This window comes from Mesorhizobium atlanticum (assembly GCF_003289965.1).
Lineage (GTDB): Bacteria > Pseudomonadota > Alphaproteobacteria > Rhizobiales > Rhizobiaceae > Mesorhizobium > Mesorhizobium atlanticum.
This window is the reverse complement of sequence record NZ_QMBQ01000007.1, coordinates 101,215-124,489: the sequence shown is the minus strand read 5'-3', so window position 1 is coordinate 124,489 and position 23,275 is coordinate 101,215. Positions and strand designations below refer to the sequence as shown.

Here is a 23,275-nt window from a genome sequence, read left to right as displayed (position 1 = left end):
ATGGCTTGTGGAAATATGGAAATTTCGTGACGACAGATTCGACTCCGATTGAACCCGAAAAATCCCGGAAAATCCGGGCCTTAATCAAGGAAGCGCAATGGCCAAATTGCGCGCCGACAGCTACCCCGGAGAAGGTCCATTTCGATGGATTCCGGGCGGGCGGCAAAGCCGCCGAGGTGGCCGATCCCGGCAGGCTTGTGTGAGGTCGTTTACAGTCGGCTGGCCGCAACAGGTGGCATATGTCCGCCGACCTAGCTTCGAACCAGGGAATGGTTGCAGCAGGGCGAGATGCCGAGCGCTGTTTCAATCCTGTTACAGAGTCGGCCGCCGCCAATATCCGGCCGTTACCCAGTGCGATTAAGTTCGTTTCATAGTCAAAAAGAAAGATAATGAAGGGAACAACCGATGTTTGCGAAAGTTCATGCCGCCGACACCAATCGCCGCCTGCATGGCCCGGAGCGCAATGACCGCCGGCCGAAGCTCGCGTTGCGCCAGCGCGCCAGCGACCATCCGATGGCGATGTTCATGCTGATTGGCGCCTGCGCCTTCGTCGGCATGCTGGCCGCGCCCGCCTCCGGTCCGGCCTTCGCGTCGATCAACCCGCCGGCCAATGTCGTGGAAGGCGCGCTGACCACGCTCAAGACCGCCCGCCTGCCGGAATCCGCAATCGACTTTGCCTGCAAGGGCCAGAACTGGGGCGCCGAGAGCGTCGAGTGCCTGCGCGCCATCGCCGAGCAGTCCGGCCAGCACCGAGAGCGTGCTGTGCGCATGATCGCCAACGCCGCGCCGCTGACCAACACGCCAAATATTTTTTAAGAGCTCCCCTGAGCGCGCCCTCCTGCGCTCCAGTCTGGCTCCCGCCGCGAAAATCGGTCGGGAGCCTCTTTTTTTCGGCTCCGTCGATATTCAGGTGAGCCCGGCCTGCGAACGGTGCATTCCTCCGCTTCCGGTACTCACGTACTTTAAGCACGCTCCGCTCCGGTTCTCGCGAGCCGCCACTCTCGGCTCGGCTTGACCTGAATCTCGGCAGATCCTGCGGCTGCGCAAGCTCAGGCCTGATCACTTATCCGTTGCAAGCCATACCACCTGCCCCGCTCAGATGTGCGCGCCGTTGTCGGCTGCGGCTTCGTCGGCGACGGCCGATAGGATGCCGCGGACGTCGAGCGTCGAGAAGGGCTTTTCCAGAATGTGCGGGCGCTGCGGCGGCGGCAGCGCTTCGATCTCCGCCTTGGCGCCGATCAGATCGCCGGTCACCAGCACGAAGCGTTTTGCCAGCGCCGGCTTCTCAGCAAGCAGTTGACGGTAGATCGCGATGCCGCTGGTGCCCGGCATGCGCAGGTCGGAAAAGACGATATCCGGCGGCATATGGCCGGTGAGCACATCGGCGGCAGAGGTCCAGCTTGCCACGACACGCGACTTAAGCCCCATCAGTTCCAGAATGTCCGAAAGCGAGCCCGCGACGTCGGGCTCGTCGTCGATGATCAAGGCATGGCGCAACCCGCTCGAGCGTGCCGGCCCTTCACCGGCGATCGCGATGCCGCCGGCAATCGCCGGCAATTGCACGACGAAGCGCGCGCCCTGCGGCACGACCTCCTCGAACCAGATGTTGCCGTTGTGGCGCTCGACGATCGACTTCGAGATCGACAGGCCGATGCCGGTGCCAACGCCGACCGGCTTGGTGGTGAAATAGGATTCGAAGATGCGCGAGCGGATCGCCTCGGGAATGCCTGGGCCGTTGTCCTCGACGGAGAAGCCCGGATTGCCGCGCTCGTTGCGGAATGTCCGCACCTTGATGCGCCGCTCGCCGGTGACGCCGGCCAGCGCATGCTGGCTGTTGATGAGGAAGTTCGCCGCCACCTGCGTGATATGGTCGGCGTCGGCCATGGCAAGCAGCGGCCCGTCGGCAAAGTCGGTGTCGATGATGATGCCGCTGGAGCGCGCGCCATAGGCGGTGACTTCGAGCGCCGAGCGCATCACCTGGTTGAGATCGGTCTCGGCCTGCTCGGTCGGGTGCAGCCGCACCATCGACAGGAAGCTCTTGACGATGCGGCCACAGCGCTCGGCGGCGGCGCGCACCTTCTCGGCGCGCACCTTGGTCTGCGGGTCGCCAGCGAATTCGTGCAGCAGCGTCGACTGCGCCACCACTACCGCGAGCGGGTTGTTGAGCTCGTGCGAGACCCCGGCGAGCAGCGAGCCCATCGCCGCCATCTTCTCGTTCTGATGCAGCTTCTCGCGCTGGCGGTTGATCTCTTCCTCGGCCTGCAGCTTTTCGCGCAGGTCGCGGATCGAGCCGAAGATCAGGCGGCGGTCGGCAACGCGCATCTCCGTCGCCGTCAACTCGATCGGGAAAATCTCGCCGGCGGCGTTCTGGGTGACGGTCTCCAGGCGCTGGCCGACCATCGGCGCGCCGCGGCCGGCCATGTATTCGGCGCCCGAGGCATAGCCCTTGCGGTAGTATATCGGAACGATGGTATCGAGCAGGTCCTTGCCGAGGATGGCGCTGCGCTGGAAGCCGAACATCTTCTCGGCGGCCGGATTGAACTCGATGATCGAACCCGTCTCGTCGATGACGATGATGGCGTCGAGCGAGGCCTGCAGCATGGTGCGGCGGATCACTTCGCTGGCATGCGCCTCGGATGGCGAGCGCTCGATGGCGTCGCCGATGGCCAAAGCGATGATGTGCAGCGTCGCCTCTTCCTCGTCCGTCCATTCGCGCTCGGCGACGCAGTCGTTGACGGCCAGCGTGCCCCAGAGGTGGCCATGCGCGAAAACCGAGACGGACAGGAACGACTTGATGCTCTGCTTCTCGAAATCGGCCCGCAGGAAGCCGTCGAGGTCGCGCGTGTGGCCGGAGAAGATCTTGCCTTGCCGCTCGTCTTCCTGCAGGCGCTCCAGCAAGGAATCCGAGTTGATGATCGACTGCATGATCACCGTGGGCGACGCCAGCTCGCCGCCGAAATCGGGGTCGATCCAATAAGCGGCGACGGACTGGGCGAAGCCTTCGCCGGGCAACTCGCGCAGCCGGAAGAGGATGCCGCGCTGGCAATCCATCTTGCGGCACATCGTCCCCAATATGTCGTCCATCTCGCGCTGCCAGTCGCCTGCCTCGCGCAGGCGGCGCACGACATGGACGGCCGCCATCGCGGCGCCGCCCGGGCGCGAGCCATGCGTATCGGTGCGAGCTGCATCAGCAGTCATGGTCATTCCAGGCCCGGACGTCGGTCGTTCAGAGCATCCCTCCGTTCCGACGGAAACGGCGAACCGCTCTACCGCTTTGTTTTGACGCAATTCCGGACGGAAGGCTACGGCGAAACCGCCGAGCCCGGCCGCTCGCACTTTCGGAATTGCTCTAGTTGGCGTCGCCGCTCGGCAGCGAGAAGATATAGCCTTCGCCGCGCACCGTGCGCAGGAATTTCGGATTGGCGGGGTCGGCCTCGATCTTCTTTCGCAGCCGCATGATGCGGATGTCGACGGCGCGCGAGGATTCCGGATCCTCGACGAAGCCGATGGCTTCCGAAATCGCCGCCCGCGTCAGCAGCCGGTTGGCGCGGGTGAGGAAAACCTCGAGCACGTCGAACTCGCTCTTGGCCATCTCGATCACCGCGCCATTGGCGGCAGTGACCAGCCTGCCGTCGAAATCGGCCTGGAAGCCGCCGAAATTCATGAAGCGACGATTGCCGGCTTCGGCCCTCGCGGCTTGCGGCTCGGCCGCCTGCGGCACGCGGCGCAAAACGCTGCGCACCCGCGCCAGCACCTCGCGCAATTCGTATGGCTTGACGATGTAATCGTCGGCGCCGAGCTCCAGCCCGACAATGCGGTCGAGCGCGGTGCCGGCGGCGGTGGCATAGATGATGCCGATCTGCGTTTTCGAGCGCAGCCAGCGGCCGAGCGACAGTCCGTCCTCGCCGGGCATGGCGATGTCGAGGATGGCGAGGTGAAAGGGCTGCGCTTCGAACAGCGCGCGCGCCGCCACGGCATTCTCGGCCGTCACGACGTCATAGCCGCTGGCGCCGAGATACTCGGCCACGGCCTCCCTCAGATCCGGTTCGTCCTCGACGACGATGATGCGTGCCTTCACGACGCGCTCGCTCCCGCTTTCAGCGGAAAGTAGATTGGGTATAAACATGATGTCCAGCACTCATCTCGAGTTGTCTGTGGCGGGGTGGAGAAAATGGCCGCACGATCCGTCATTGCGCTTGTATCCGTCGCCGAGGTGGTGGCAGGCGATCTCGCCGACCATCTCGAGCGGCGCGGGCACGACGTGCGTCAGGCGCGCCAGCCCTGGGAGGCGGAGACGCTGCTTTCGGCCGGCGGCATCGATGTCGTGGTGGTCGGCGACGAGGTCACCCAGGCCGAGGGTCGCGAACTGCTCAAGCGTTACAGCAGCCAGGGCGGGGGCGGCGAAGGCGGTCCTGATTTCATCCTGATCTGCCGGCCGCGCGATCTTGTCGACAAGGTGCTGGCGCTCGAGCTCGGCGCCGCCGACGTGATCGAAAGTCCGCTCAATGTGCGCGAGCTTGCCGCGCGCATCGGCGGCCTGCTGATGAGACGCGGCAGGGCGGCCGGGGAACTGATCGTGCTGGAGAACGCCACCGTCGACCTGCGATCGGCCATGGTCATGCATCGCTCGGGGACGGAGGATCAGCTTTCCCCGGGGCAGGTGGCGTTGCTCAAGCTGTTCCTGGCGAGCCCGCGCAAGGTGCTGACGCGCGACGACATCATTGCCGCGGCCCCGGCTGAGAATGCGGACGCCTTCGACCGTTCGATCGACTCGCGCATCGTGCGGCTGCGCCGCAAGCTCGACACCGATACCATCACCACCATCAGGGGTGCCGGCTATCGTTTCGATCCGCCGACGCCGCGCAATGAATGAATTTGAGTGGGCGAGGCTTCCGCGCATCGGACTCCCCAAAGCGGTGGTCATTTTGGGTCCGGCGCCTGGCGCTCAGCGCACCACGATGATCGAGGGTCCGGATAAGATGTCGGCGCTGGCGGTTGTCTCGGCGTGGGCGCGCTCCTTGAGCAGCACCGTCGCCAGCGCGGCAAAGCCGAGCAAGCCCTGAGCATAAAGCAGCGCCGAAAGCACTGAGGCAGCAAATGTCGTCTTCATCTCTTTAATCCAATCGCGAATTCGTCGGAGCTTCAGGAAACTCCCGAAGCGCCCGCGCCGCTGACGGAGCCCCCCGCTGCGGCGCGGGCCTTCGGTCCTCTCGGCAGCAAGTAGCCGGAGGGGCCGCGCGTCCTCATCAGCCGGAGGCCGACCCGCCAGAGGGCCTTCAGCCGGTGGACGCGCAGGCTGGAGACAATCCAGACCGTGGCGATGAACAGAGCCATGTGCAGCGTCGAAACCTCGCCGGACGTCATCGCCGCCAGCGCCGTCACCGGGCTGCCGGCCACCGAGCCGGCGCCGCCGAGCGCAATTGCCGCGACGCTGATCCTGAGAAGCCAGGAGCGGAGTTTCGATTTCCTGCCCATTTTCGTTTGCAGTTGTCTGTTCCCGTTGCGTCAAATCTGCTGCCGCCCTGTATCCAGATCATGCCGCCGGAGACGCACTTTGTTGCAGCTTGGTTTCGAAAGCCGGCTTATGTCTTTCATATGCGCCTGAAATGAACTTTCGTTTCCGGCCTAAGCTTATTGTATGGCGCCGACCTCCCGCGCCCTGGAAGCGCTCCGCAGTCCCGGCCGGCTGCGTCTGCCGTCGATTTATAGAAACGAATTCGAAACAGAAACGAGTATCAAGCGAAATAGGTCTGAAACGGACGGGCACGATAAGAGCCCTATCGAATTGAAGCCGGCCCGACCGGCAAAAAAACAGAGAGGGATCGTCATGCATACCGCTATTTCGGCCAAGCTCATCAACATCACCGCCGCCGCGCTCACCGGTGCCGCGCTGCTCTTCGGCGCCGGCAATGCCGCTCACGCCAACCAGATCGTCGCCAAGGTCTCGCTGTCGCAGCAGATCATGGAAGTCACGGTCGACGGGCGCCCGACCTACACCTGGAAGGTGTCGACCGGCGACAGGAGGCACATCACGCCGACCGGTTCGTTCAAGCCGACGCGCATGCATGAGATGTGGTATTCGAAGAAATACGACAACGCGCCGATGCCGCATTCGGTGTTCTTCAGCGGCGGCTATGCCGTCCATGCCACCTATGCCATCAGCCGTCTTGGCAGTCCGGCCTCGCATGGCTGCGTGCGGCTGCATCCGGATGCGGCGGCCGACTTCTATCAGCTCGTCGAGGCCTTCGGCCCCGGCAACACCAGCATCGTCATCGTCAAGTAACAGGCTGGGAAGAGTAGCAGGCGGATTGCCGCCTTCGGAATAGCGCCGAAGCCGTGAGGCAGCCGCCAAAGAAAGAGGCCGGACAATCCGGCCTCTTTTGTTTTTCGCCTTGTTAGCCTTCTCAGTTCGGCAGTGCCGGCATCAGCTTCGGATCGGGCTTCTCGGCCAGATGCGGCAGGTCCTTGCTGGCGATGAAGGTGTAGAACATCGGCACGACGAAGAGCGTGAACATCGTGCCGACCAGGATGCCGGTGAAGATGACCAGACCCATCGAGTAGCGGGCGGCCGCGCCCGCGCCGCTGGAGATGATCAGCGGCACGACGCCCAGCGCCATGGCCGCCGTCGTCATCAGGATCGGTCGCAGGCGCACCTTGGCCGAAGCGATGATGGCGTCGCGGCGACGCATGCCGTGGATCTCGCGCTGCTGGTTGGCGAACTCCACCAGCAGAATGCCGTGCTTGGTGATCAGGCCGATCAGCGTGATCAGGCCGACCTGGGTGTAGATGTTGAGCGTCCCCAGGCCGATGTTCAGCGGCACGATGGCGCCGAAGATCGACAGCGGCACGGCCATCATGATGATCAGCGGGTCGCGGAAGCTCTCGAACTGGGCCGCCAGCACCAGATAGATCACGACGACCGCCGCGGCGAAGGCGATCAGGATGGTGTTGCCCTGCTCCTTCTCCTGCCGCGACTGGCCGGAATAGTCGATGAAGAAGGAGTCGGGCAGGGTCTCCTTGGCGAGATCCTCCAGCACCTTCAAGCCGTCGCCGGTGGTCACGCCGGGCAGAGGCAAGGCCGAGATCGTCGAGGAGTTCAGCTGGTTGAACTGCTCGATGGCCGCCGGCGAGGCGTTGGTCGAGATCTTCACGACCGCCGATAGCGGCACCATCTTGCCGTCGACGCTGCGAACGAAATATTCGCCGAGCTTCTCGGGGTTGTTGCGGAATTCCTGCGGCACCTGGGGGATGATGTCATAGCTGTTGGAATCGCGGTCGAACTGCGCCACCTCGGCGCCGCCGACCAGCAGCGTCAATGTGCGGCCGACGTCGGCGATCGGCAGGTTCAGCGCCGCCGCCCGCTCGCGGTCGATGGTGACGGTCACCTGCGGCGCGTCGTAAGCCATCGAATTCTGCACGACGATGAAGCGGCCGGAAGCCTGCGCCTTATTCTTGATTTTTTCGGCCTGTTCGAAGACTTCCGAGGGATCGCCGGTCGAGCGCACGACCATGGAAATCGGCAGGCCGCCACCCGAGCCAGGCAGCGTCGGCGGCGCGAAGACGAAGGCCTGAACGCCGGCGACCTTGGCGAGCCGCGCGGTGATGTCGGCCTGCAGTTCCTTCGAACTGCGCTTGCGGTCGGCCCAGTCCTTGAAGGCGAAACCGACGAAGGCGCTGTTGGTGGCGCCGCCGAAGGCAACGGCCGAGAACTGTGCCCGGGTCTCCGGGATGTCCTTCACCAGGCCGAGCATCTGGTTGACATATGTCTCGGTGTAGTCCGACGTCGCATAGCGCGGCGCGGTCACGATCGAGAGCAGGAAGCCCTGATCTTCTTCCGGCGCCAGTTCGGTCGAAGTCTTGGTGAACATGAAGCCGGTGAGGGCGACAAGCGCCACGACGATGATCAGCGTCACCGGCCGGTTTCTGAGCGAAGCGGTGACGGCCCGTTCATAGACGCGCTCGACGCGACTGAACGTTCCATCGACGATGCGCTGGAAGCGGCCGTGCTGGCCAGCCTTCAGCAAACGCGCCGACATCATCGGTGTGATCGTCATGGCGATCAGGCCCGACAGCACCACGGAGCCGGCCAGCGTCACCGCGAATTCGCGGAACAGCGCGCCGGTAAGGCCGCCGGTAAAGGCAAGCGGGGCGAACACGGCGGCCAGCGTGATGGTCATGGCCACGATGGCCGTCGCGATCTCGCGCATGCCGTTGAAGGCCGCCTGCATCGGCGACATGTGATCCTCCTCCATATGGCGGTGGATGTTCTCCACCACCACGATGGCGTCGTCGACGACAAGGCCGATCGCCAGCACCATGGCCAGCAGCGACAGAAGGTTGATCGAGTAGCCGACCGAAAACAGAATGAAACAGACGCCGATCAGCGACAGTGGGATGGTCACGATCGGCATCATCACCGAGCGGAACGAGCCGAGGAACAGAAGGATGACCACGATGACGATGGCGACGGCCTCGCCGATGGTCTTGAACACTTCCTCGATCGAGGCGCTGATCTGGCCGGTGGCGTCGTAGACGACCTCGATCGTCATGCCTTTCGGCAGCGTTTCCTGAATAACCGGCACGAGCTTGGTGACCGCGGCCGCGGTCGTCAGCGGGTTAGCGGCAGGCGTCGGGAAGATGGCAAGGAAAGTACCGGGCTTGCCGTTGAAGCTCACCCTGGTGTCGGTGCTGGCCGCGCCGAGCTCGACACGCGCGACATCGCGCAGGCGCACAACCTCGCCATTCGTCGAGCGGATCGGCAGCTGGGCGAAGGCCTCCGGCGTCTGCAGGGTCGAATGCACGGTGATCGAGGAGACTACATATTCGTTCTGGGTGTTGCCGGGCGCCGACAGGAAGTTCGAGTTGTTGATGGCGGTGAGCACGTCCACGGCCGTGGCGCCACGCGCGGCGAGCCGGATCGGGTCGATCCAGATGCGCATGGAATATTCCTGGGCGCCGAAGATCTGGACGTCGGCGACACCTTCCACGGTCGAGATGCGGGGCCGAATGACGCGCTCGATATACTCGGTGAGCTGCTCCTTCGTCATGTTCGGGTTTTGCATCGAGATGTACATCATCGCGAACTGCTGCCCGGTGCCCTTGACGATCACAGGATCCTTGGCCGCGTCCGGCAGGGTGCCGCGCACGCCCTGGACCTTGGACAGCACCTCGGCGAGCGCGACGTCCGGATTGGAGCCGAGCTTCATCTGCACCGTCACCGTGCTCGAGGACGGACGGCTGGACGAGGTCACGTAGTCGATGTTTTCGGTCGAGGCGACGGCGCGCGCGATCGGGGCCGAGATGAAGCCCTGGATGAGGTCGGCGCTGGCGCCCGGATAAGCCGTGGTGACGGTGATCGCCGTCTCGTCAACCTTGGGATACTGGCGGATCGACAGGCCGAAGATGCCCTGAAAACCCAGCAGCAGGATCATGCAGGCCAGCACCGTCGAGAGCACGGGCCGGCGAATGAAAAGGTCGGAGAAGCTCATTGCTGAACCTGCTTGTTCGCCGATTTGCTGGGATCGATGGTGTTGTCGACGGCAACCGACATGCCGTTGAAGAGCCGGTTCTGGCCGGCGGTGACGACCTGGTCGCCATCCTTGAGGCCCTCGGTAATCTCGACCATGCCGTCGTTGCGGCGGCCGAGCTTCACGAACACCTGCGAGATGGTGAGCGGCTGCTGCTGCGCGGCATCGGCCGGCTTCGCGTCAGCCGGCTTCGCCGCGTTGTCGGCAGGCTTGGACGCGTCCGCCTGCGGCTTGGCGGCATCGGCAGCCGGCTTGCCGGTGGCGGCTTTCTGCTCGTCCGGCTTTGCCGGCGTGGCGGCGGCGCCCGCCGCGGGCTTTGCCGGCACGACCACGAAGACATAATCGCCGTAAAGGCTCGTCGTCACCGCTGTCTGGGGCACGGAGATGACATTGTTTTCCTGCGGCAGCTCGACACGGATCTGGACGAACTGGCCAGGCGTCAGCTTGCCTTCCGGATTGGCGACCTCGCCGCGGATCGAAACCAGCCGGCTTGCCGGATCGATCTTGGGGTCGATGCCGCGGATGGAGCCGGCAAAGGACATGTCCGCAAGGCTGCTGCCGAGCTTGACGGTCTGGCCGATCTTGAGCAGCGGCAGCTGCTGTTCCGGAACCGTGAAGTCGACCCGCATCGTGTCCAGATCCTGGATCGTCACCACGGAGTTGCCGGGGGCCAGATATTGGCCGATATCGATCTTCGGGATGCCGACCGTGCCGCCGAAGGGCGCGGACAATTGCTTCTGGTCGAGCACGGCCTGCAGCTTGTTCACCTGCGCGGCCGAGGCATCCGCGGCAGCGCGCGCGGCGTCCAGCGTCGCGTCGGTGCCGACGCCGCGCCGCTGCAATTCGATCGCGCGGGTCAGCGCCGCCTGATCCGAGGCGGCCTGCGCCTTCTGCGCCACCAGATCGGCCTTCTCGACCGCGTCGTCCAGCTGCAGGAGCACGGCGTCAGTGGCGACCTTCTGGTTGGCGTGGAAGAGGATGTTCTTGACGATGCCGCTGGTTTCGACGGTAAGGTCGACGCCGCGCACGGCATTGACGGTGCCGATCGCCTCGACGCCCGGCGTCCATTCCGAAGGCTTGACGATCACTGTAGAGACCGTGGCGGCCGGCGGCTTCATGGTGGCGAAATACTGCTTGATGCCGGCATCGCGCATGAAGTTGAAACCAACGATGCCGACGCAGACCAAAGCGAGCAGAATCAGGAACACAGCGATGGTGATAAAGCGCTTCACGGACAGTCCCCTCGAGCCGGCAACCGGCAAAACAATCGATGCCGGGACACATATCGACGACAGGTCCCGATTTCAAACGGCGCGCCTTACTGTACCGGCTGGACGGTCTTGTCAATTCCGACTACGCTAATGTAAGGGGGGCGCGATGAGACCACGCAAGGCAAACTCACGCGAGAAGATACTTGCCGCCGCCGCCGACGTGGCGCGCGAGGCAGGCCCGGGAAGCCTGTCGCTCGAGGCGGTCGCCAGTCGCGCCGGGGTGTCGAAAGGCGGGCTGCTTTACAACTTCCCGACCAAGGCCAAGCTGATGCAGGGGCTTGTCGAAAACTATCTCCGCGACTTCCAGAAGGCGCTGGAAGCACGCGCCGCCGAGGCCAGGCACGAAAGCGTTCTCTCGGCCTATATCAAACTGTCGGCCGACGACTGCGAGCGGCCCAAACCCTCGGCCTCCTGGATGTTCTCGGCGATCGCCGAAGATCCCGATTTCCTGACGCCGATAAATGCCTTCAAGCATCAGCTGTTCGAACGGCTGAAGGGGGAGACGCAGGACCTTGGCTCGCTGCTGGTCTGCTTTCTCGCCATCGAGGGGATGCGCAGCATGAACCTTTTCGATTCCGATGTGCTTTCCGAAGACGAGCATAAGCTTCTGGTGGCCTCGCTCCTGAAGATAGCCGGATAGGTCGCCAGCCGGCCAAGGCGTCACACCAGCTTCATCCTGGGGACATAGCGTCCTCCCCGGTTCTTTGCTGCAATGCAAATGGAGTGGGGCAATGGTGGACGTAGTTTCCAGTGAGGCGGGGATCCCGAGACCGGATCATCCCCTAGAACAATCGGGCGGCGCCAAATGGTTCCTGCCGGCTTTCGGCGTGCTGGTGCTCGTCGGCATCATCTATGTCGGCTATGCGCTCAGCCAGGACCTGGCGATTGCCAAGACGGTTCCCTGGATCCTGCTTGGCTTAGCCCTTCTGATTGCGCTGGGCTTCGAGTTCGTCAACGGCTTCCACGATACCGCCAACGCGGTCGCCACCGTCATCTATACGCGGTCGCTGCCTGCCGAATTCGCGGTCATGTGGTCCGGCGTCTTCAACTTCCTCGGCGTCCTGACCTCGAGCGGCGCGGTGGCTTTCGGCATCCTGTCGCTGCTGCCGGTCGAGCTCATCCTGCAGGTCGGCTCGTCATCCGGCTTCGCCATGGTGTTCGCCTTGCTGGTTGCCGCCATCCTGTGGAACCTGGGTACGTGGTTCCTCGGCCTGCCGGCTTCGAGCTCGCACACCATGGTCGGTTCGATCATCGGTGTCGGCCTCGCCAACCAGTTCATGGCCCCGGCAGGAAGCGCCACCAGCGGCGTCGATTGGGGGCAGGCGACCAATGTCGGCACCACCTTGCTGGTCTCGCCGATCATCGGCTTCTTCGCCGCCGCGGTGCTGCTCTATGCCATGAAGCTCCTGGTGCGTAATCCTGCCCTCTACGAAGCGCCGAAGGGCAAAACGCCACCGCCATGGTGGATCCGCGCGCTGCTGATCTTCACCTGCACGGGCGTCAGCTTCGCGCATGGCTCCAATGACGGCCAGAAGGGCATGGGCCTGATCATGCTGATCCTGATCGGCGTGGTGCCGACCGCCTATGCGCTCAACCGCACGCCCGACATCAACTATCTCGACGCCTATAAGTCGGCGTCCGTCGCCGTCGAGCAGGCGCTGGGCAAATACGTCAAGCCGGGCGTCACCGTCGCGGGTGCCAACGCTGCAAAGGCTGCCGTGCAGGAAGCGGTGCGCAGCAAGTCGTGGAGCGATCAGACAACGCTCGCGCTGCAGAGCTACATCCACAACACGACCGCCGGGTTGCAGCCTTACGCCTCGGTCAATAATGTTCCGACCGACCTGGTCAGCAACGCGCGCAACGACATCTATCTGATCGGCGAGGCGCTGAAGCTGATCGACAAGAAGAAGCTGCTGCCGATGCAGGACGCCGACCTGAAGGCGGTCACCGACTATCACAAGGCGGTCGACAGCGCGACGAAGTTCATCCCGTTATGGGTAAAGATCGCCGTGGCGCTGGCGCTCGGGCTCGGCACCATGGTCGGCTGGAAGCGCATCGTCGTCACCGTCGGCGAGAAGATCGGCAAGAGCCACCTGACCTATGGCCAGGGCGCCGCCGCCGAGCTGGTCGCGATGATCACCATCGGCATGGCCGACCGTCTCGGCCTGCCGGTTTCGACCACCCACGTGCTGTCATCCGGCGTCGCCGGCACGATGGCGGCCAATGGCTCCGGCCTGCAGTGGTCGACCGTGCGCAACCTTCTGCTGGCCTGGGTGCTCACGCTGCCCTGCTCGATCGCGCTGGCCTTCGTGCTGTTCGTGATCTTCCGCCACGTTTTCTGAGCGGCGGAAGCGTTCCAAACAAGGCAGCGCCGGTCGCCGGCGCTGCCTTTTTCTTTGGTCAGCCCTTTGTTCGAGACACGAGAAGCGAGGGATGTATCTTTTGCGTCATCGCAGGCGCATCTCCGCGACGCCGCTCCGCGGCTGCTCCGCCCGTGGATGACGATCCGAGGGAGGGCTTCGACAATCTCGTGCGGCCGATCCGCTCGATCGAACGACTGGATTCTCGGGGCCAACAGATACGATGCCCGCTGAAAAGCCGCCGCGCAGGACTGGCTATGTCGGTCTTCGCGGTGCAGGTCGTGGATGGTGACGCCTTCGGCATGATGTATTCGCGATCGAAGAAACGATATGGGCCGGGCGGGAAGGACGGGTTGGTGAGCGGCATGGCATAGGCGCGCTTCACAACATCGGCGATTTCCATGCTGTTCACTCGTCGGTTCAGGAAATGATACGAGCGAAAGGCGCAGGAGTATGTTGCACGGCACCATGACAGTGCCATGTCATCGTCTTCGAGCGCCAGCTTCAGGGCTCACACAGCATCACATCATTGTAATCGCAACGACATATGGCCATGGCATTGTCATGCTGCGGCGCACAAACTATGTCCCTTAGATTCCTTCCCTCCTATCGCGAGATCTTCCATGGGTTCCCTGTCTTCGAAGAATGCGCTCGTCACCGGCTCGACCAGCGGCATCGGCCTGGCAATCGCCCGCGCCTTCGCCGCGGAGGGCGCCAACGTCACCATCAACGGCCTGGGCGATGCCGCGGCGATCGAGCAGGAGCGGGCCGGCATCGAAAGGGATTTCGGCGTCAAGTGCCGCTATTCGGGCGCCAACATGATGGATGGCGCCGCCGTCACCGCCATGATCCACGGGGCCGAGGAGGCGTTCGGCAGCCTCGACATCCTGGTCAACAATGCCGGCATCCAGCATGTCGCGCCGATCGAGGAATTTCCCGACGACAAGTGGGAAGCCATCATCCGTATCAACCTCCTGGCCGCCTTCTACGCCATCAAGGCGGCGGTGCCGGGCATGAAGAGCCGCAAATGGGGCCGCATCATCAACACGGCTTCCGCGCATGCGCTGGTCGCCTCGCCGTTCAAGTCGGCCTATGTCTCGGCCAAGCACGGCATTGCCGGCCTGACCAAGACGGTGGCGCTGGAGGTCGCGCAAGACGGCATCACGGTGAACGCGATCGCACCCGGGTATGTGTGGACGCCGCTGGTCGAGAAGCAGATCCCCGACACGATGAAGGCGCGCGGCATGACCGAGGAGCAGGTCAAGCACGACGTGCTGCTGGCGGCGCAGCCGACCAAGGAATTCGTCACCGTCGAGGAGCTTGCCGCGCTTGCGCTGTTCCTCTGCTCGGATGCCGCCAGGCAGATCACCGGCACGACCCTGCCGATGGATGGCGGCTGGACGGCGCAGTAGGGACAAAGGCCGTTCAGGGAAGGCCGGAGCTCGCGTCCTCCTTGGCAATTTGATTTCTTGACAATCGCAGGGGACCGTTCCAGCATTCCCGCAAGGGGTTCCCCGCGACGACCCCGTGAGGCGTCAGCCCAACGATCGCGTCCAGACTCTCTCTGTTCAGGAGGTGGACGCCATGCCGTCAACAACCGCAATCACCGTTCCGCAGCTTGCCCGTCTCGTCGGCCTGCCCGACGCGCCTTGTCTGGTCGATGTACGCATAGACGAGGATTATGAAGCCGATCCGCGGCTGCTGCCGGCATCCTGCCGGCGCGATTTCAGGACTGTCTCGACCTGGGCCATGGAATTTTCCGGACGCAAGGTCGTCGTGATCTGCCAGAGGGGGCAGAAACTCTCGCAGGGCGTTGCCGCATGGCTGCGTCATGAGGGCATTCCGGCGGAGTCGCTGGAAGGCGGCTTCGAGGCCTGGATCGCCGCCAAGGCGCCGTCGGTCAGCGCCGGCGCGATCCCGCCGCGCGACGAAAAGGGACGTACGGTGTGGGTCACGCGCTCGCGACCGAAGGTCGACCGCATCGCCTGCCCCTGGCTGATCCGCCGCTTTGTCGATCCCGATGCGGTTTTCCTGTTCGTCGATCCGGCCGAAGTGCCCCTGGTGGCGGATCGCTTCGGCGCGGTTCCCTTCGACATCGAAGGCGTTTTCTGGAGCCATCGCGGCGATCGCTGCAGCTTCGACACGATGATCGAGGAATTTGGCCTGCGCGTCGAGGCGCTCGATCGCCTGGCGCTGATCGTGCGCGGTGCGGACACGGCGCGGCTCGACCTCGTGCCGCAGGCGGCCGGGTTCCTCGCCGCCTCGCTCGGCCTGTCGCGCATGTTCCGCGACGATCTCGAGCAGCTGGAAGCCGGCATGCTGCTCTACGACGCGTTTTTCCGCTGGTGCCGCGACGCGGCGGACGAGACGCATAACTGGCCGGCCGGAGGCAAGGCGCCATGACTGTCCTTGCCAAGGATGGAGCCGCGCGTCCGGCCGAAGCTCCGGCCATGCCGAGCTTCCGTGAGGCGACGCGGCTGTGGGCCAAGATCGGCCTGCTCTCCTTCGGCGGGCCGGCAGGGCAGATCGCGCTGATGCACAAGGAGCTGGTCGAGGAGCGCCGCTGGATCGGCGAGGAGCGTTTCCTGCACGCGCTCAACTATTGCATGCTTCTGCCTGGGCCGGAGGCGCAGCAGCTTGCCGTCTATATCGGCTGGCTGCTGCACCGCACGGCGGGCGGCCTCGTCGCGGGCATCCTGTTCGTGCTGCCCGGCGCGCTGGTGATGCTTTGCCTGAGCAGCTTCTACATGCTCTACAACGACGCGCCGGTGGTCGAGGCGCTGTTCTTCGGCGTCAAGGCGGCGGTGCTGGCCGTCGTCGTCGAGGCGGTGATCCGCATCGGCAAGCGGGCGCTGAAGAACCGTGCCATGGTGGCGATCGCGGTGGCGGCGTTCCTGGCCATCTACATCGCCAGGCTGCCGTTCCCGCTGATCGTGCTTGCGGCAGGCCTCATCGGCTGGATCGGCAGCCGCTTCGCACCAGGCCTGTTTTCCGGCTCGGCGCATGGCAAGGGTGGGGCCACAGTCGACAGAATCGGCGTGGTCGACCTGATGTTCGAGCGCGGCGAGCTGGCCCACACCGTCCCCACCAAATGGCACGCGGCCCGCACCATCGCCATCTGGCTGCCGCTCTGGCTCGGACCGGTGGCGCTGATTGCCTTGCTGGCGGGGCCGGGCAGCGTATGGGCGCAGATCGGCGGCTTCTTCAGCCTGATGGCCGTCGTCACCTTCGGCGGCGCCTATGCGGTTCTGGCCTATGTCGCGCAGGCGGCGGTGGCCTCATTCGGCTGGCTGTCGCCCGGCGAAATGGTCGACGGCCTCGGCCTTGCCGAGACGACGCCCGGGCCGCTGATCCTGGTGCTGCAATTCGTCGGTTTCGCCGCCGCCTATCGCCATGCCGGCTTTGTCAGCCCGTTACTCGCCGGATCGCTCGGGTCGCTGCTGACGCTCTGGGCGACCTTCGTGCCCTGCTTCTTCTGGATATTCCTGGGCGCGCCCTACATCGAGCAATTGCGGCAAAACAAGGCGCTGGCGGCGGCGCTCGGCGCGATCACCGCGGCGGTGGTCGGCGTGATCATGAACCTTGCGCTCTGGTTCGCGCTGCATGTCGTCTTCGGCAAGGTCGAGAGCGTCGGCTGGGGCGTCGAGGTGCCGGTCCTGTCCTCGCTCGACTGGCGCGCCGCGCTGCTGTCGGCGGCGGCGATGGTCGCCATGTTCAGGTTGAAACTCGGCATGCTGCCGACGCTGGCCGGATCGGCGCTGGTGGGCCTTGCGTTGCAGGCGATCTAGTCTTGCTGCACCGACCATCTTGGCGTGATCGAAAAAAGTTGAACGGCCGGGAATAAACTGCCGGCGCAGTTGGTCTCTAGGGCATGCGCCGCCCGTGCGCAGCAGCAGGAGACCATCATGAAACGGCACGAAGACAAAAGCGTGAGGGCCGAAGAGGGCGGAGGCCTCAGCCGCCGCCCTTTGGAGCGTTGGCGCTGCGCGCATCTTTTCTGGGCGATACCGCCCCGCCGCCGGCCCTGATCCGTGCCGATCGCAACCATCGAGATCCACGACCATGACGGCGAGCATCCCGTTGCAGCCAGCGATGCGCCGTCCCCTTGCGAGGCGCCCCTTGCTTCCGAGACTCTTGACTCCGGTGACACCAATGCCTTCTCCTCCCTCGAAGCAGGCGCCATCGCCTGCGGTCGCGATCTTCACCCGCACGAGCAGGGACAGATCGTCGCCTCCCGCTGAGGGAAGCAGCAGGCCCATGGCGGGAGCGCCCGACGGCGGAACGGTTTTGAGCGAAAAGATGCTGGCCGCGCGTTTTGCCGAGGTGGTGCTGCCGCATCTTGGCGATGCGCTGTCGCTCGCCCGCTGGCTGACCGGCAACACGGCCGATGCCGAGGATGTGGTGCAGGAGGCCTGCCTCAAGGCGCATGCGGGTATTGCCGGGTTCGCTGGGGGAAACCCCCGCGCGTGGCTGCTCACCATCGTGCGCAACGCCTCCTATACATGGATGGCGAAGAACCGTCCGCGCAGCGTGGTGGCTGTCGGCGACCTCGCCGATCTCGACGACGTCTCGCCGCCGCCGGACAATGACGCGGATAGCCCGGAGGCGGCGCTGATCGCCAAGGCGAATTCGGCGGCGGTGGAAGCGGCGATAGCCAGGCTGCCGCAAGCCTTCCGCGAAACGGTGGTGCTGCGTGACATAAACGGTCTCAGCTACCGCGAGATCGCCGCCATGCTCGGCGTGCCGCAAGGCACGGTGATGTCGAGGTTGGCACGGGCACGCGGCCTGTTGATGACGGAACTTGGAGGGCGCCATGAGCCCGCATGAAAATCGCCCGCGTGAGGACGGATTGCCGGAAGACCCGCAGGATATGAAGCTGATGATCCACGCCCTTGTCGATGGCGAACTCGATGCCGCGGCCGCGTTGGCGGTCGAGCGGCGCATGGCCGCCGATCCTGACCTTGCCGCCGAGCATGCACGCCTTGTGGCGCTGCGCGGCGCTGTCGCCAGTGTGCCGCGTCCGACTGTCAGCGACGATTTCCTGGCGCGCATCGCCGCCATTGCCGAGGTGAAAAGCCCGGAACAAGCGGAGGCACCGAAAGCCGCTTCCGCAAGGGCGGAGCAGCAGCTGCAACAGCAACAGGGCAAAGTCATAGAGATGCGGGCACGCGCGTCGCGCTGGTTCAACTCCTTCGACTGGCGCCAGATGGCGGCCTCGATCGTGCTGACGGCGTTTCTCGCCAGCGGCGCGACGCAGTGGCTGGCGACGGCGGATAACGGGGCCGAAAGTTTCGCCGTGGCCGTCGCCAATGGTCATCGCCGCAGCCTGCTCGCGGCGACGCCGGTCGACATCGTGTCGTCCGACCGCCATACGGTGAAACCATGGCTCGACGGCCGGATCGGCGTGTCGCCGCCGGCGCCCGACATGGCCAAGGACGGCTACGCGCTGCTCGGCGGACGCGTCGAGGTGATTGGCGACAGGCCGATGCCGGCGCTGGTCTACCGCCATCACGAGCACCTGATCACCCTGGTGGCCGCGCCGCGGCAGAACGAGGCCAAATCGGTGCCGATGGCCGACGATCTCTCGGCCGGCGGATTCCTCCTGGTCCACTGGACCGACGACGCCTTCTCCTACTGGGCGATCTCGGATGCCGAACGCCCGGCGCTGGACGATTTCGTCGCCCGCTTCCGGGCGGCGATCATCGCCAATCCGGCAGCGGGCAGTCCGGGTTAGGGAACGAAGCGCGCCGTTGCGCCGGCCGGTTGGCGCATAAGTGATAAGTCATGGTCGACTTCGGTATGTTATACACGCCGCGTTCTCGGGGCGGGTACGAGTCGATGGATCAGGAAAGAGTTCTAGCCGCGGTCCTCTTGGCTGATGTCGTGGGCAGCGTGCCGCTCTATGAGCGCGTCGGCGACGATGCCGCTCTGCGGCAGGTCTCGGATTGCCTCGATGCGATACGCGCGATCGTCGCCCAGCACGGCGGTGACTTCATCTACTCGAAGGGCGATGACGTGCTCAGCCTGTTCGAGAGCTCGGAGGCGGCGCTGATGGCCGTCTGCCAAATCAGCCATCAACTGTCGAAAGAGCCTTTGATCGCCCGGATCGGATTGCATTTCGGGGCGGTCATTCGCGCGCGGGGCGCGGTGTTCGGCGACGTTGTCAATGTTACCGCAAGATTGTCCGCCACGGCCAACCCCGGGGAGGTCCTGATCAGCCAGAGCTTCTTCGAAGCCCTCTCCGCGGGCAGCCGCAGTACCTTGCGGCTTCTCGACAAAATGGCGTTCAAGGGAAAGCAGGAACTCTTCGATGTGTATACGCTGAGGAGCGACGATGGGGTCCCCAGCACGCACGTCGCCAGCCGGGGCACTTTTGTCGACAGGCGCTCCGATCCGCCGCCGCAGATCAATCTGGTCATCCGCTATGAAGATCAGTTGCGATCCTGCGGAAACAACGAATTGGTGACGATCGGCCGGTCTCCGGAATGCGATATCGTCGTCCAGCGGCCCTGGGTCTCAAGGCACCATGCGACCTTCACCATTTCGAATGGCAAGGCACGGCTTGTCGAGCGGAGCTCGTCAGGCACATTTGTGTCGATGGGACCCGGCCAAGAAGAAGTATTCGTACGCCGCGAGGATATCCTCCTCTTCGGCTCCGGCGTCATCTCGCCCGGACGCAGGTCGTCCCTCGGCGACGCCCAGATCCTGCACTATGAGATTATCCCGGGCTGACACGGCCGGTTGGGCGGCCCCGCCGCACCGCCGGCTCGATATCAGCGGCAGGCGCAGCGGCCGTCGATGGGCAGCGAGACGCAGGTGATCATGAACGTCACTCCACCATGAACCGCGAGCTGAAGGGCAGGCCCGCCGCGCCCACCGCCTTGGGCGAACGCTCGATGTTGCCGGCGATGGCGCTTATGCCGGGCATTGCCTGTTCGAGCTCCCGGCAGATCGCCCTGCAGACGGCCTGGGGCGCGTAGGATGACAGGACGACCGAGGCGATTGGAACGAACTGCTTCAATGCCGCGATCGACGACTTCATCTGCCCGACCAGTTCACGCTGCCAGGCGATTTCGGCTTCGCCAAATGACGGCCAGTCCGCGCCTCTTTCCCAGAGCTCGGAAGTCTGCCTTCCCTGTTTGATGATCTCCTGTTCAAGCCGCAGGATGCCGACGTCGAAGCTTACCGCGCCGGTCGTGTTGTAGATCTGGTGGTTGAGGACCAGGCGGCTGTGCAGACGCGCGCCGAGATAGAAGAACAGATAATCCGAAAGGTGTCTGGCGACGCCGAACATGCTTTCGCCCCCGGCCGCCGCGGTGATGTCGTTCTGGACATAGACGGGGTAACCGATCTCCCGTTCGACCTCCTCCTGCAAGGCGTCGAACCGCTCGCGGGCCGCCTTGGGGGTCAGTTCGAGCTCCACCTCGTCGCCTGGCAGGGCGAGGCCGATGCCGGCGATGCGCGAATGAAGATGTCGCGGCAGACCGGCGATGGCCTTGGCGATGGCGCTCATGAATTGCGGATGGTTGGTATCCTGCGCGGCGGCGGAGAACGGCAGCACCGCATGGGAGCGGATCGAGCCGACGAAATCGACCAGCACGACCTCCACCTGCCGGTGACCGACGCTGATGCCGACGGAATAGGCGCCCTCGGGGTTGAGCGAAAGCGGCACTGTGGGCGGCCCGACCCGGCCGCGCTGGGCTTCGCCCTTGGCGATCAGCCCCTCCTGCTCGAGCGAGCGGACGATGACGGATACCGTCTGCGCCGACAGGCCGGTCCGCTCACCGATCTCGAGACGGGTGATATCCTTGCTCTGCAGCAGCAGCGACAGCACGAGGCGCTCGTTGTAGCCGCGCACGCTGACGGCGTTGAGGCCGCTGGCGCGGTCCGCAATCCGCAGCGGGTTGGGCGGCGCAAAGCGCATATCAGGCATGGTGCGTCCTCTCGCAATCGTTCGTGCGGGACACCCGTATGCCGCGTTTATTTCTCATCCGGCCACCCGATTGCTTCGACCTCGCGGGCCAGCGCACGGCCGAGCGAGGCATGGGCCTGTCCATTGATATGGAATCCGTCGAGCGGGTCACAGGTGACGACCGAGCCTGCGTCGAAGAAATGCACTTCGAGCGAATCGGCGATGATCTCGAATTCGAGCGCCAGCTGCCGCGACTTCTCCGGCGCGCCGGCGAAGATCGACCACCATTCCTTGATGTCGTCCAGCATCGGCGGCGGCGACACGATCATGATCTCAGGCACGCCGCCGCCCGGACCGGGCTTCAGTTCCTTGATGTCGTAGACGAGGCACCCCATGGCCATGGCGACTTCCGAGGCGGGCTGGTTGAAGCGCGCCTTGAGATCATTGGTGCCCAGCATGATGATGACGAGATCGAGGACGGTATGGCTCTGCAGGCAGGGCCTGAGATAGGTGCGCCCGTTCTTGTGGGCGCCCTCGATCGGATCGTCGCGCACCGTCGTGCGGCCGCTGAGACCCTCCTCGATGACATGCCAGCCGGCGCCCAGCTCCCGTGCCATGACACCGGGCCAGCGCTCGGCCGGGCCATAGCGGTCGAGCGGCGTGCCGCCGGGCACCTGCCCATGCGTGTTGGAGTCGCCGTAGCACAAGACCGATCGCATGCTCCTCCCCGATCCAGCCAAGGTTGTGATTTGCAGGAGTTATTGGACGAGACTCGGCCGTCCGCGTCACTCGACCCTGCCATCTGGCGGAAAGGTAGCGCAAGCCGCAAAGATAATCCATCACTCTGAATAATTATTGACAGCCTGCCGGATCGATGGTTGAAATGAGCCTGGGAGGAATGCCCCGAACCTTTTGCGCCGACCGGCTGCCGTGATCCATGGCGGCAACGCTGGAGCTTTGTCTCCAGCGGCCCTGCGCGCGGGTTGAGCAATGAACTGAAGCAGTGCCGGGCTCGCCCCGGCAGGTGCGGTGTCTGGCTATGCCCGGACGCCGATGGGGAAGTCGTGGCCCTGGTCGCCAGGGTCCGTGGAGCTTGAGAAGGAGGATGGCTCAGTGAGACGGATTATCCAATCAATCGCAGTGGCAGTGATCGCGACCACCATGTGGTGCGCGCCTTCGCACGCCGACGAGGTGTCGCTGCTCGACGGGGTTACCGCCCGTGCCGGCGACAATCCGGCGGTCGAAGCTGGGAAATTCAAGAAGGATCCGCCCTGGGTCATCGGCATGAGCCATTTCGGCGTCAACGCCAACACCTGGACGGTGCAGGTCGCGCATGAGGCCGAGGCCGCCGCCGCCAAGGACAAGCGCATAGCCAAATTCATCCTGCTCGACGCCGGTTTCGACCAGAAGAAGCAGGTCGCCGACATCGAGGACCTGATCGCCCAGAAGGTCGACGCCATCATCGTCCAGCCGGTCACGTCGACCTCGGCGGACGCCAGCATCGCCAAGGCCGTGGCGGCGGGCATACCCGTCATCGTGCATACGGGCCGCATCGAGAGCGACGCCTTCACCACCGAGATCCAGGGCGGCGCCGAGCATTTCGGCAAGGTGATGGGCGATTTCCTGGTCAAGGAACTCGGTGGCAAGGGCAATATCTGGGTGCTGCGCGGGCTCGCCGGCCATCCGGAAGACACCAACCGCTACAACGGCCTGCTGCAGGCGCTGAAGGGGACCGACGTCAAGATCATCGCCGAGGAGCATGGCGACTGGCAGTATGACAAAGCCAAGAAGCTCTGCGAGACGCTCTACCTCAACAATCCCGAGGTCGATGGCATCTGGTCTTCCGGCGCCGACATGACGCGCGCCTGCGTCGACGTCTTCAAGCAGTTCGGCGCCAAGATCCCACCGATCACCGGCGAGGGCAATAACGGCTTCTTCGGCCAATGGATCGCCGACGGCTTCAAGTCGATCTCGGCGGAATACAGCCCGGCGCAAGGAGCGGCCGGCATCCGCGCCGCGGTGGCCCTGCTCGAAGGCAAGGAACTGAAGAAGCACTACGACTACAACCCGCCCGGCTGGGACGTCGAGAAGGTCAAGAAATACTATCGCGACGATCTCTCGGCCAATGTCTGGTGGCCATCGGAGCTTCCCGAGGACAAGCTCAAGGAGTTCTACGCCAAGAAATAAAGGTGGCCATGGTGGCGC

General features: G+C 64.5%; 22 protein-coding genes and 1 pseudogene. 14 read left to right on the top strand and 9 right to left on the bottom strand.

Annotation, left to right across the window (positions count from 1 at the left end):
* Positions 1-26 precede the first annotated feature (26 nt).
* Together DPM35_RS32515 and DPM35_RS23195 are read left to right on the top strand one after the other, a co-directional pair.
* On the top strand, positions 27-203 hold the full coding sequence (locus DPM35_RS32515) for a hypothetical protein (RefSeq protein WP_181592108.1): 177 nt from the start codon (positions 27-29) through the stop codon (positions 201-203).
* Between the two features lie 202 nt (positions 204-405).
* The gene (locus DPM35_RS23195) at positions 406-816 is read left to right on the top strand and encodes a hypothetical protein (RefSeq protein WP_112129553.1); all 411 of its coding nucleotides are present in this window, start codon (positions 406-408) and stop codon (positions 814-816) included.
* A gap of 279 nt (positions 817-1,095) precedes the next feature.
* Here DPM35_RS23195 and DPM35_RS23190 read toward each other — a convergent pair whose 3' ends face one another.
* A complete protein-coding gene (locus tag DPM35_RS23190; RefSeq protein WP_181592107.1) occupies positions 1,096-3,198 on the bottom strand; it encodes an ATP-binding protein in 2,103 nt (700 codons plus the stop codon).
* Positions 3,199-3,349: 151 nt separating this feature from the next.
* Positions 3,350-4,078: a response regulator gene (locus DPM35_RS23185; protein WP_245431617.1), complete on the bottom strand. Its 729-nt coding sequence runs from the start codon at positions 4,076-4,078 to the stop codon at positions 3,350-3,352.
* Between the two features lie 93 nt (positions 4,079-4,171).
* Between DPM35_RS23185 and DPM35_RS23180 the strand changes: the two genes are divergently transcribed.
* Positions 4,172-4,873 (top strand): response regulator transcription factor, encoded by a 702-nt coding sequence (locus DPM35_RS23180; RefSeq protein WP_112129552.1) that lies wholly within the window; start codon positions 4,172-4,174, stop codon positions 4,871-4,873.
* Positions 4,874-4,945: 72 nt separating this feature from the next.
* On the opposite strand, the gene DPM35_RS32510 is transcribed toward DPM35_RS23180, so the two are convergent.
* On the bottom strand, positions 4,946-5,110 hold the full coding sequence (locus DPM35_RS32510; protein WP_181592105.1) for a hypothetical protein: 165 nt from the start codon (positions 5,108-5,110) through the stop codon (positions 4,946-4,948).
* A gap of 32 nt (positions 5,111-5,142) precedes the next feature.
* Positions 5,143-5,475, bottom strand: coding sequence for a hypothetical protein (locus DPM35_RS23175; protein WP_112129551.1), 333 nt, complete (start codon positions 5,473-5,475; stop codon positions 5,143-5,145).
* A gap of 352 nt (positions 5,476-5,827) precedes the next feature.
* On the opposite strand from DPM35_RS23175, the gene DPM35_RS23170 reads away from it, so the two are divergent.
* Positions 5,828-6,283, top strand: a complete 456-nt coding sequence (locus tag DPM35_RS23170; protein WP_112129550.1) for a L,D-transpeptidase — start codon at positions 5,828-5,830, stop codon at positions 6,281-6,283.
* Between the two features lie 121 nt (positions 6,284-6,404).
* Here the strand turns inward: DPM35_RS23170 and DPM35_RS23165 are convergent, their stop codons facing one another.
* Positions 6,405-9,488 carry an efflux RND transporter permease subunit gene (locus DPM35_RS23165; RefSeq protein ID WP_112129549.1) on the bottom strand — a complete coding sequence of 1,028 codons (3,084 nt, stop codon included), beginning with the start codon at positions 9,486-9,488 and terminating at the stop codon, positions 6,405-6,407.
* Entirely contained in the window at positions 9,485-10,759 is a 1,275-nt protein-coding gene (locus DPM35_RS23160; protein ID WP_245431616.1) for an efflux RND transporter periplasmic adaptor subunit, read from the bottom strand. Before DPM35_RS23160 ends, DPM35_RS23165 begins: the two co-directional genes overlap by 4 nt.
* 145 nt (positions 10,760-10,904) lie before the next feature.
* On the opposite strand from DPM35_RS23160, the gene DPM35_RS23155 reads away from it, so the two are divergent.
* Both DPM35_RS23155 and DPM35_RS23150 read left to right on the top strand, forming a co-directional pair.
* Complete coding sequence (locus DPM35_RS23155) at positions 10,905-11,438, top strand: TetR/AcrR family transcriptional regulator (protein ID WP_112129548.1); 534 nt, start codon at positions 10,905-10,907, stop codon at positions 11,436-11,438.
* A gap of 91 nt (positions 11,439-11,529) precedes the next feature.
* Entirely contained in the window at positions 11,530-13,140 is a 1,611-nt protein-coding gene (locus tag DPM35_RS23150) for an inorganic phosphate transporter (RefSeq protein WP_112129547.1), read from the top strand.
* 319 nt (positions 13,141-13,459) lie between these two features.
* On the opposite strand, the pseudogene DPM35_RS23145 reads toward DPM35_RS23150, so the two are convergent.
* Positions 13,460-13,561: pseudogene (locus tag DPM35_RS23145) on the bottom strand (acetoacetate decarboxylase); the annotation flags it as partial.
* 220 nt (positions 13,562-13,781) lie between these two features.
* Between DPM35_RS23145 and DPM35_RS23140 the strand changes: the two are divergent.
* The 7 genes from DPM35_RS23140 (at position 13,782) to DPM35_RS23110 (ending at position 19,890) form a co-directional block, all read left to right on the top strand.
* Entirely contained in the window at positions 13,782-14,570 is a 789-nt protein-coding gene (locus tag DPM35_RS23140) for a 3-hydroxybutyrate dehydrogenase (RefSeq protein ID WP_112129546.1), read from the top strand.
* Between the two features lie 172 nt (positions 14,571-14,742).
* Complete coding sequence (locus DPM35_RS23135) at positions 14,743-15,561, top strand: chromate resistance protein ChrB domain-containing protein (protein WP_112129758.1); 819 nt, start codon at positions 14,743-14,745, stop codon at positions 15,559-15,561.
* Positions 15,558-16,946 carry a chromate efflux transporter gene (gene chrA, locus DPM35_RS23130; RefSeq protein WP_112129545.1) on the top strand — a complete coding sequence of 463 codons (1,389 nt, stop codon included), beginning with the start codon at positions 15,558-15,560 and terminating at the stop codon, positions 16,944-16,946. Before DPM35_RS23135 ends, chrA begins: the two co-directional genes overlap by 4 nt.
* Positions 16,947-17,189: 243 nt before the next feature.
* On the top strand, positions 17,190-17,399 hold the full coding sequence (locus DPM35_RS23125; protein WP_095816823.1) for a hypothetical protein: 210 nt from the start codon (positions 17,190-17,192) through the stop codon (positions 17,397-17,399).
* A 16-nt stretch (positions 17,400-17,415) separates the two neighbouring features.
* Positions 17,416-17,985, top strand: coding sequence for a sigma-70 family RNA polymerase sigma factor (locus tag DPM35_RS23120; protein ID WP_112129544.1), 570 nt, complete (start codon positions 17,416-17,418; stop codon positions 17,983-17,985).
* On the top strand, positions 17,972-18,892 hold the full coding sequence (locus DPM35_RS23115) for an anti-sigma factor family protein (protein ID WP_112129543.1): 921 nt from the start codon (positions 17,972-17,974) through the stop codon (positions 18,890-18,892). Before DPM35_RS23120 ends, DPM35_RS23115 begins: the two co-directional genes overlap by 14 nt.
* A gap of 50 nt (positions 18,893-18,942) precedes the next feature.
* The gene (locus tag DPM35_RS23110) at positions 18,943-19,890 is read left to right on the top strand and encodes an adenylate/guanylate cyclase domain-containing protein (protein ID WP_112129542.1); all 948 of its coding nucleotides are present in this window, start codon (positions 18,943-18,945) and stop codon (positions 19,888-19,890) included.
* Between the two features lie 97 nt (positions 19,891-19,987).
* Here the strand turns inward: DPM35_RS23110 and DPM35_RS23105 are convergent, their stop codons facing one another.
* Together DPM35_RS23105 and DPM35_RS23100 are read right to left on the bottom strand one after the other, a co-directional pair.
* On the bottom strand, positions 19,988-21,091 hold the full coding sequence (locus DPM35_RS23105) for an ROK family transcriptional regulator (RefSeq protein ID WP_245431615.1): 1,104 nt from the start codon (positions 21,089-21,091) through the stop codon (positions 19,988-19,990).
* Positions 21,092-21,138: 47 nt separating this feature from the next.
* Positions 21,139-21,789, bottom strand: coding sequence for an SGNH/GDSL hydrolase family protein (locus tag DPM35_RS23100; protein ID WP_112129540.1), 651 nt, complete (start codon positions 21,787-21,789; stop codon positions 21,139-21,141).
* A 442-nt stretch (positions 21,790-22,231) separates the two neighbouring features.
* Here DPM35_RS23100 and DPM35_RS23095 point away from each other — a divergent pair, with 442 nt between their 5' ends.
* The gene (locus DPM35_RS23095; RefSeq protein ID WP_112129757.1) at positions 22,232-23,257 is read left to right on the top strand and encodes an ABC transporter substrate-binding protein; all 1,026 of its coding nucleotides are present in this window, start codon (positions 22,232-22,234) and stop codon (positions 23,255-23,257) included.
* Positions 23,258-23,275 lie beyond the last annotated feature (18 nt).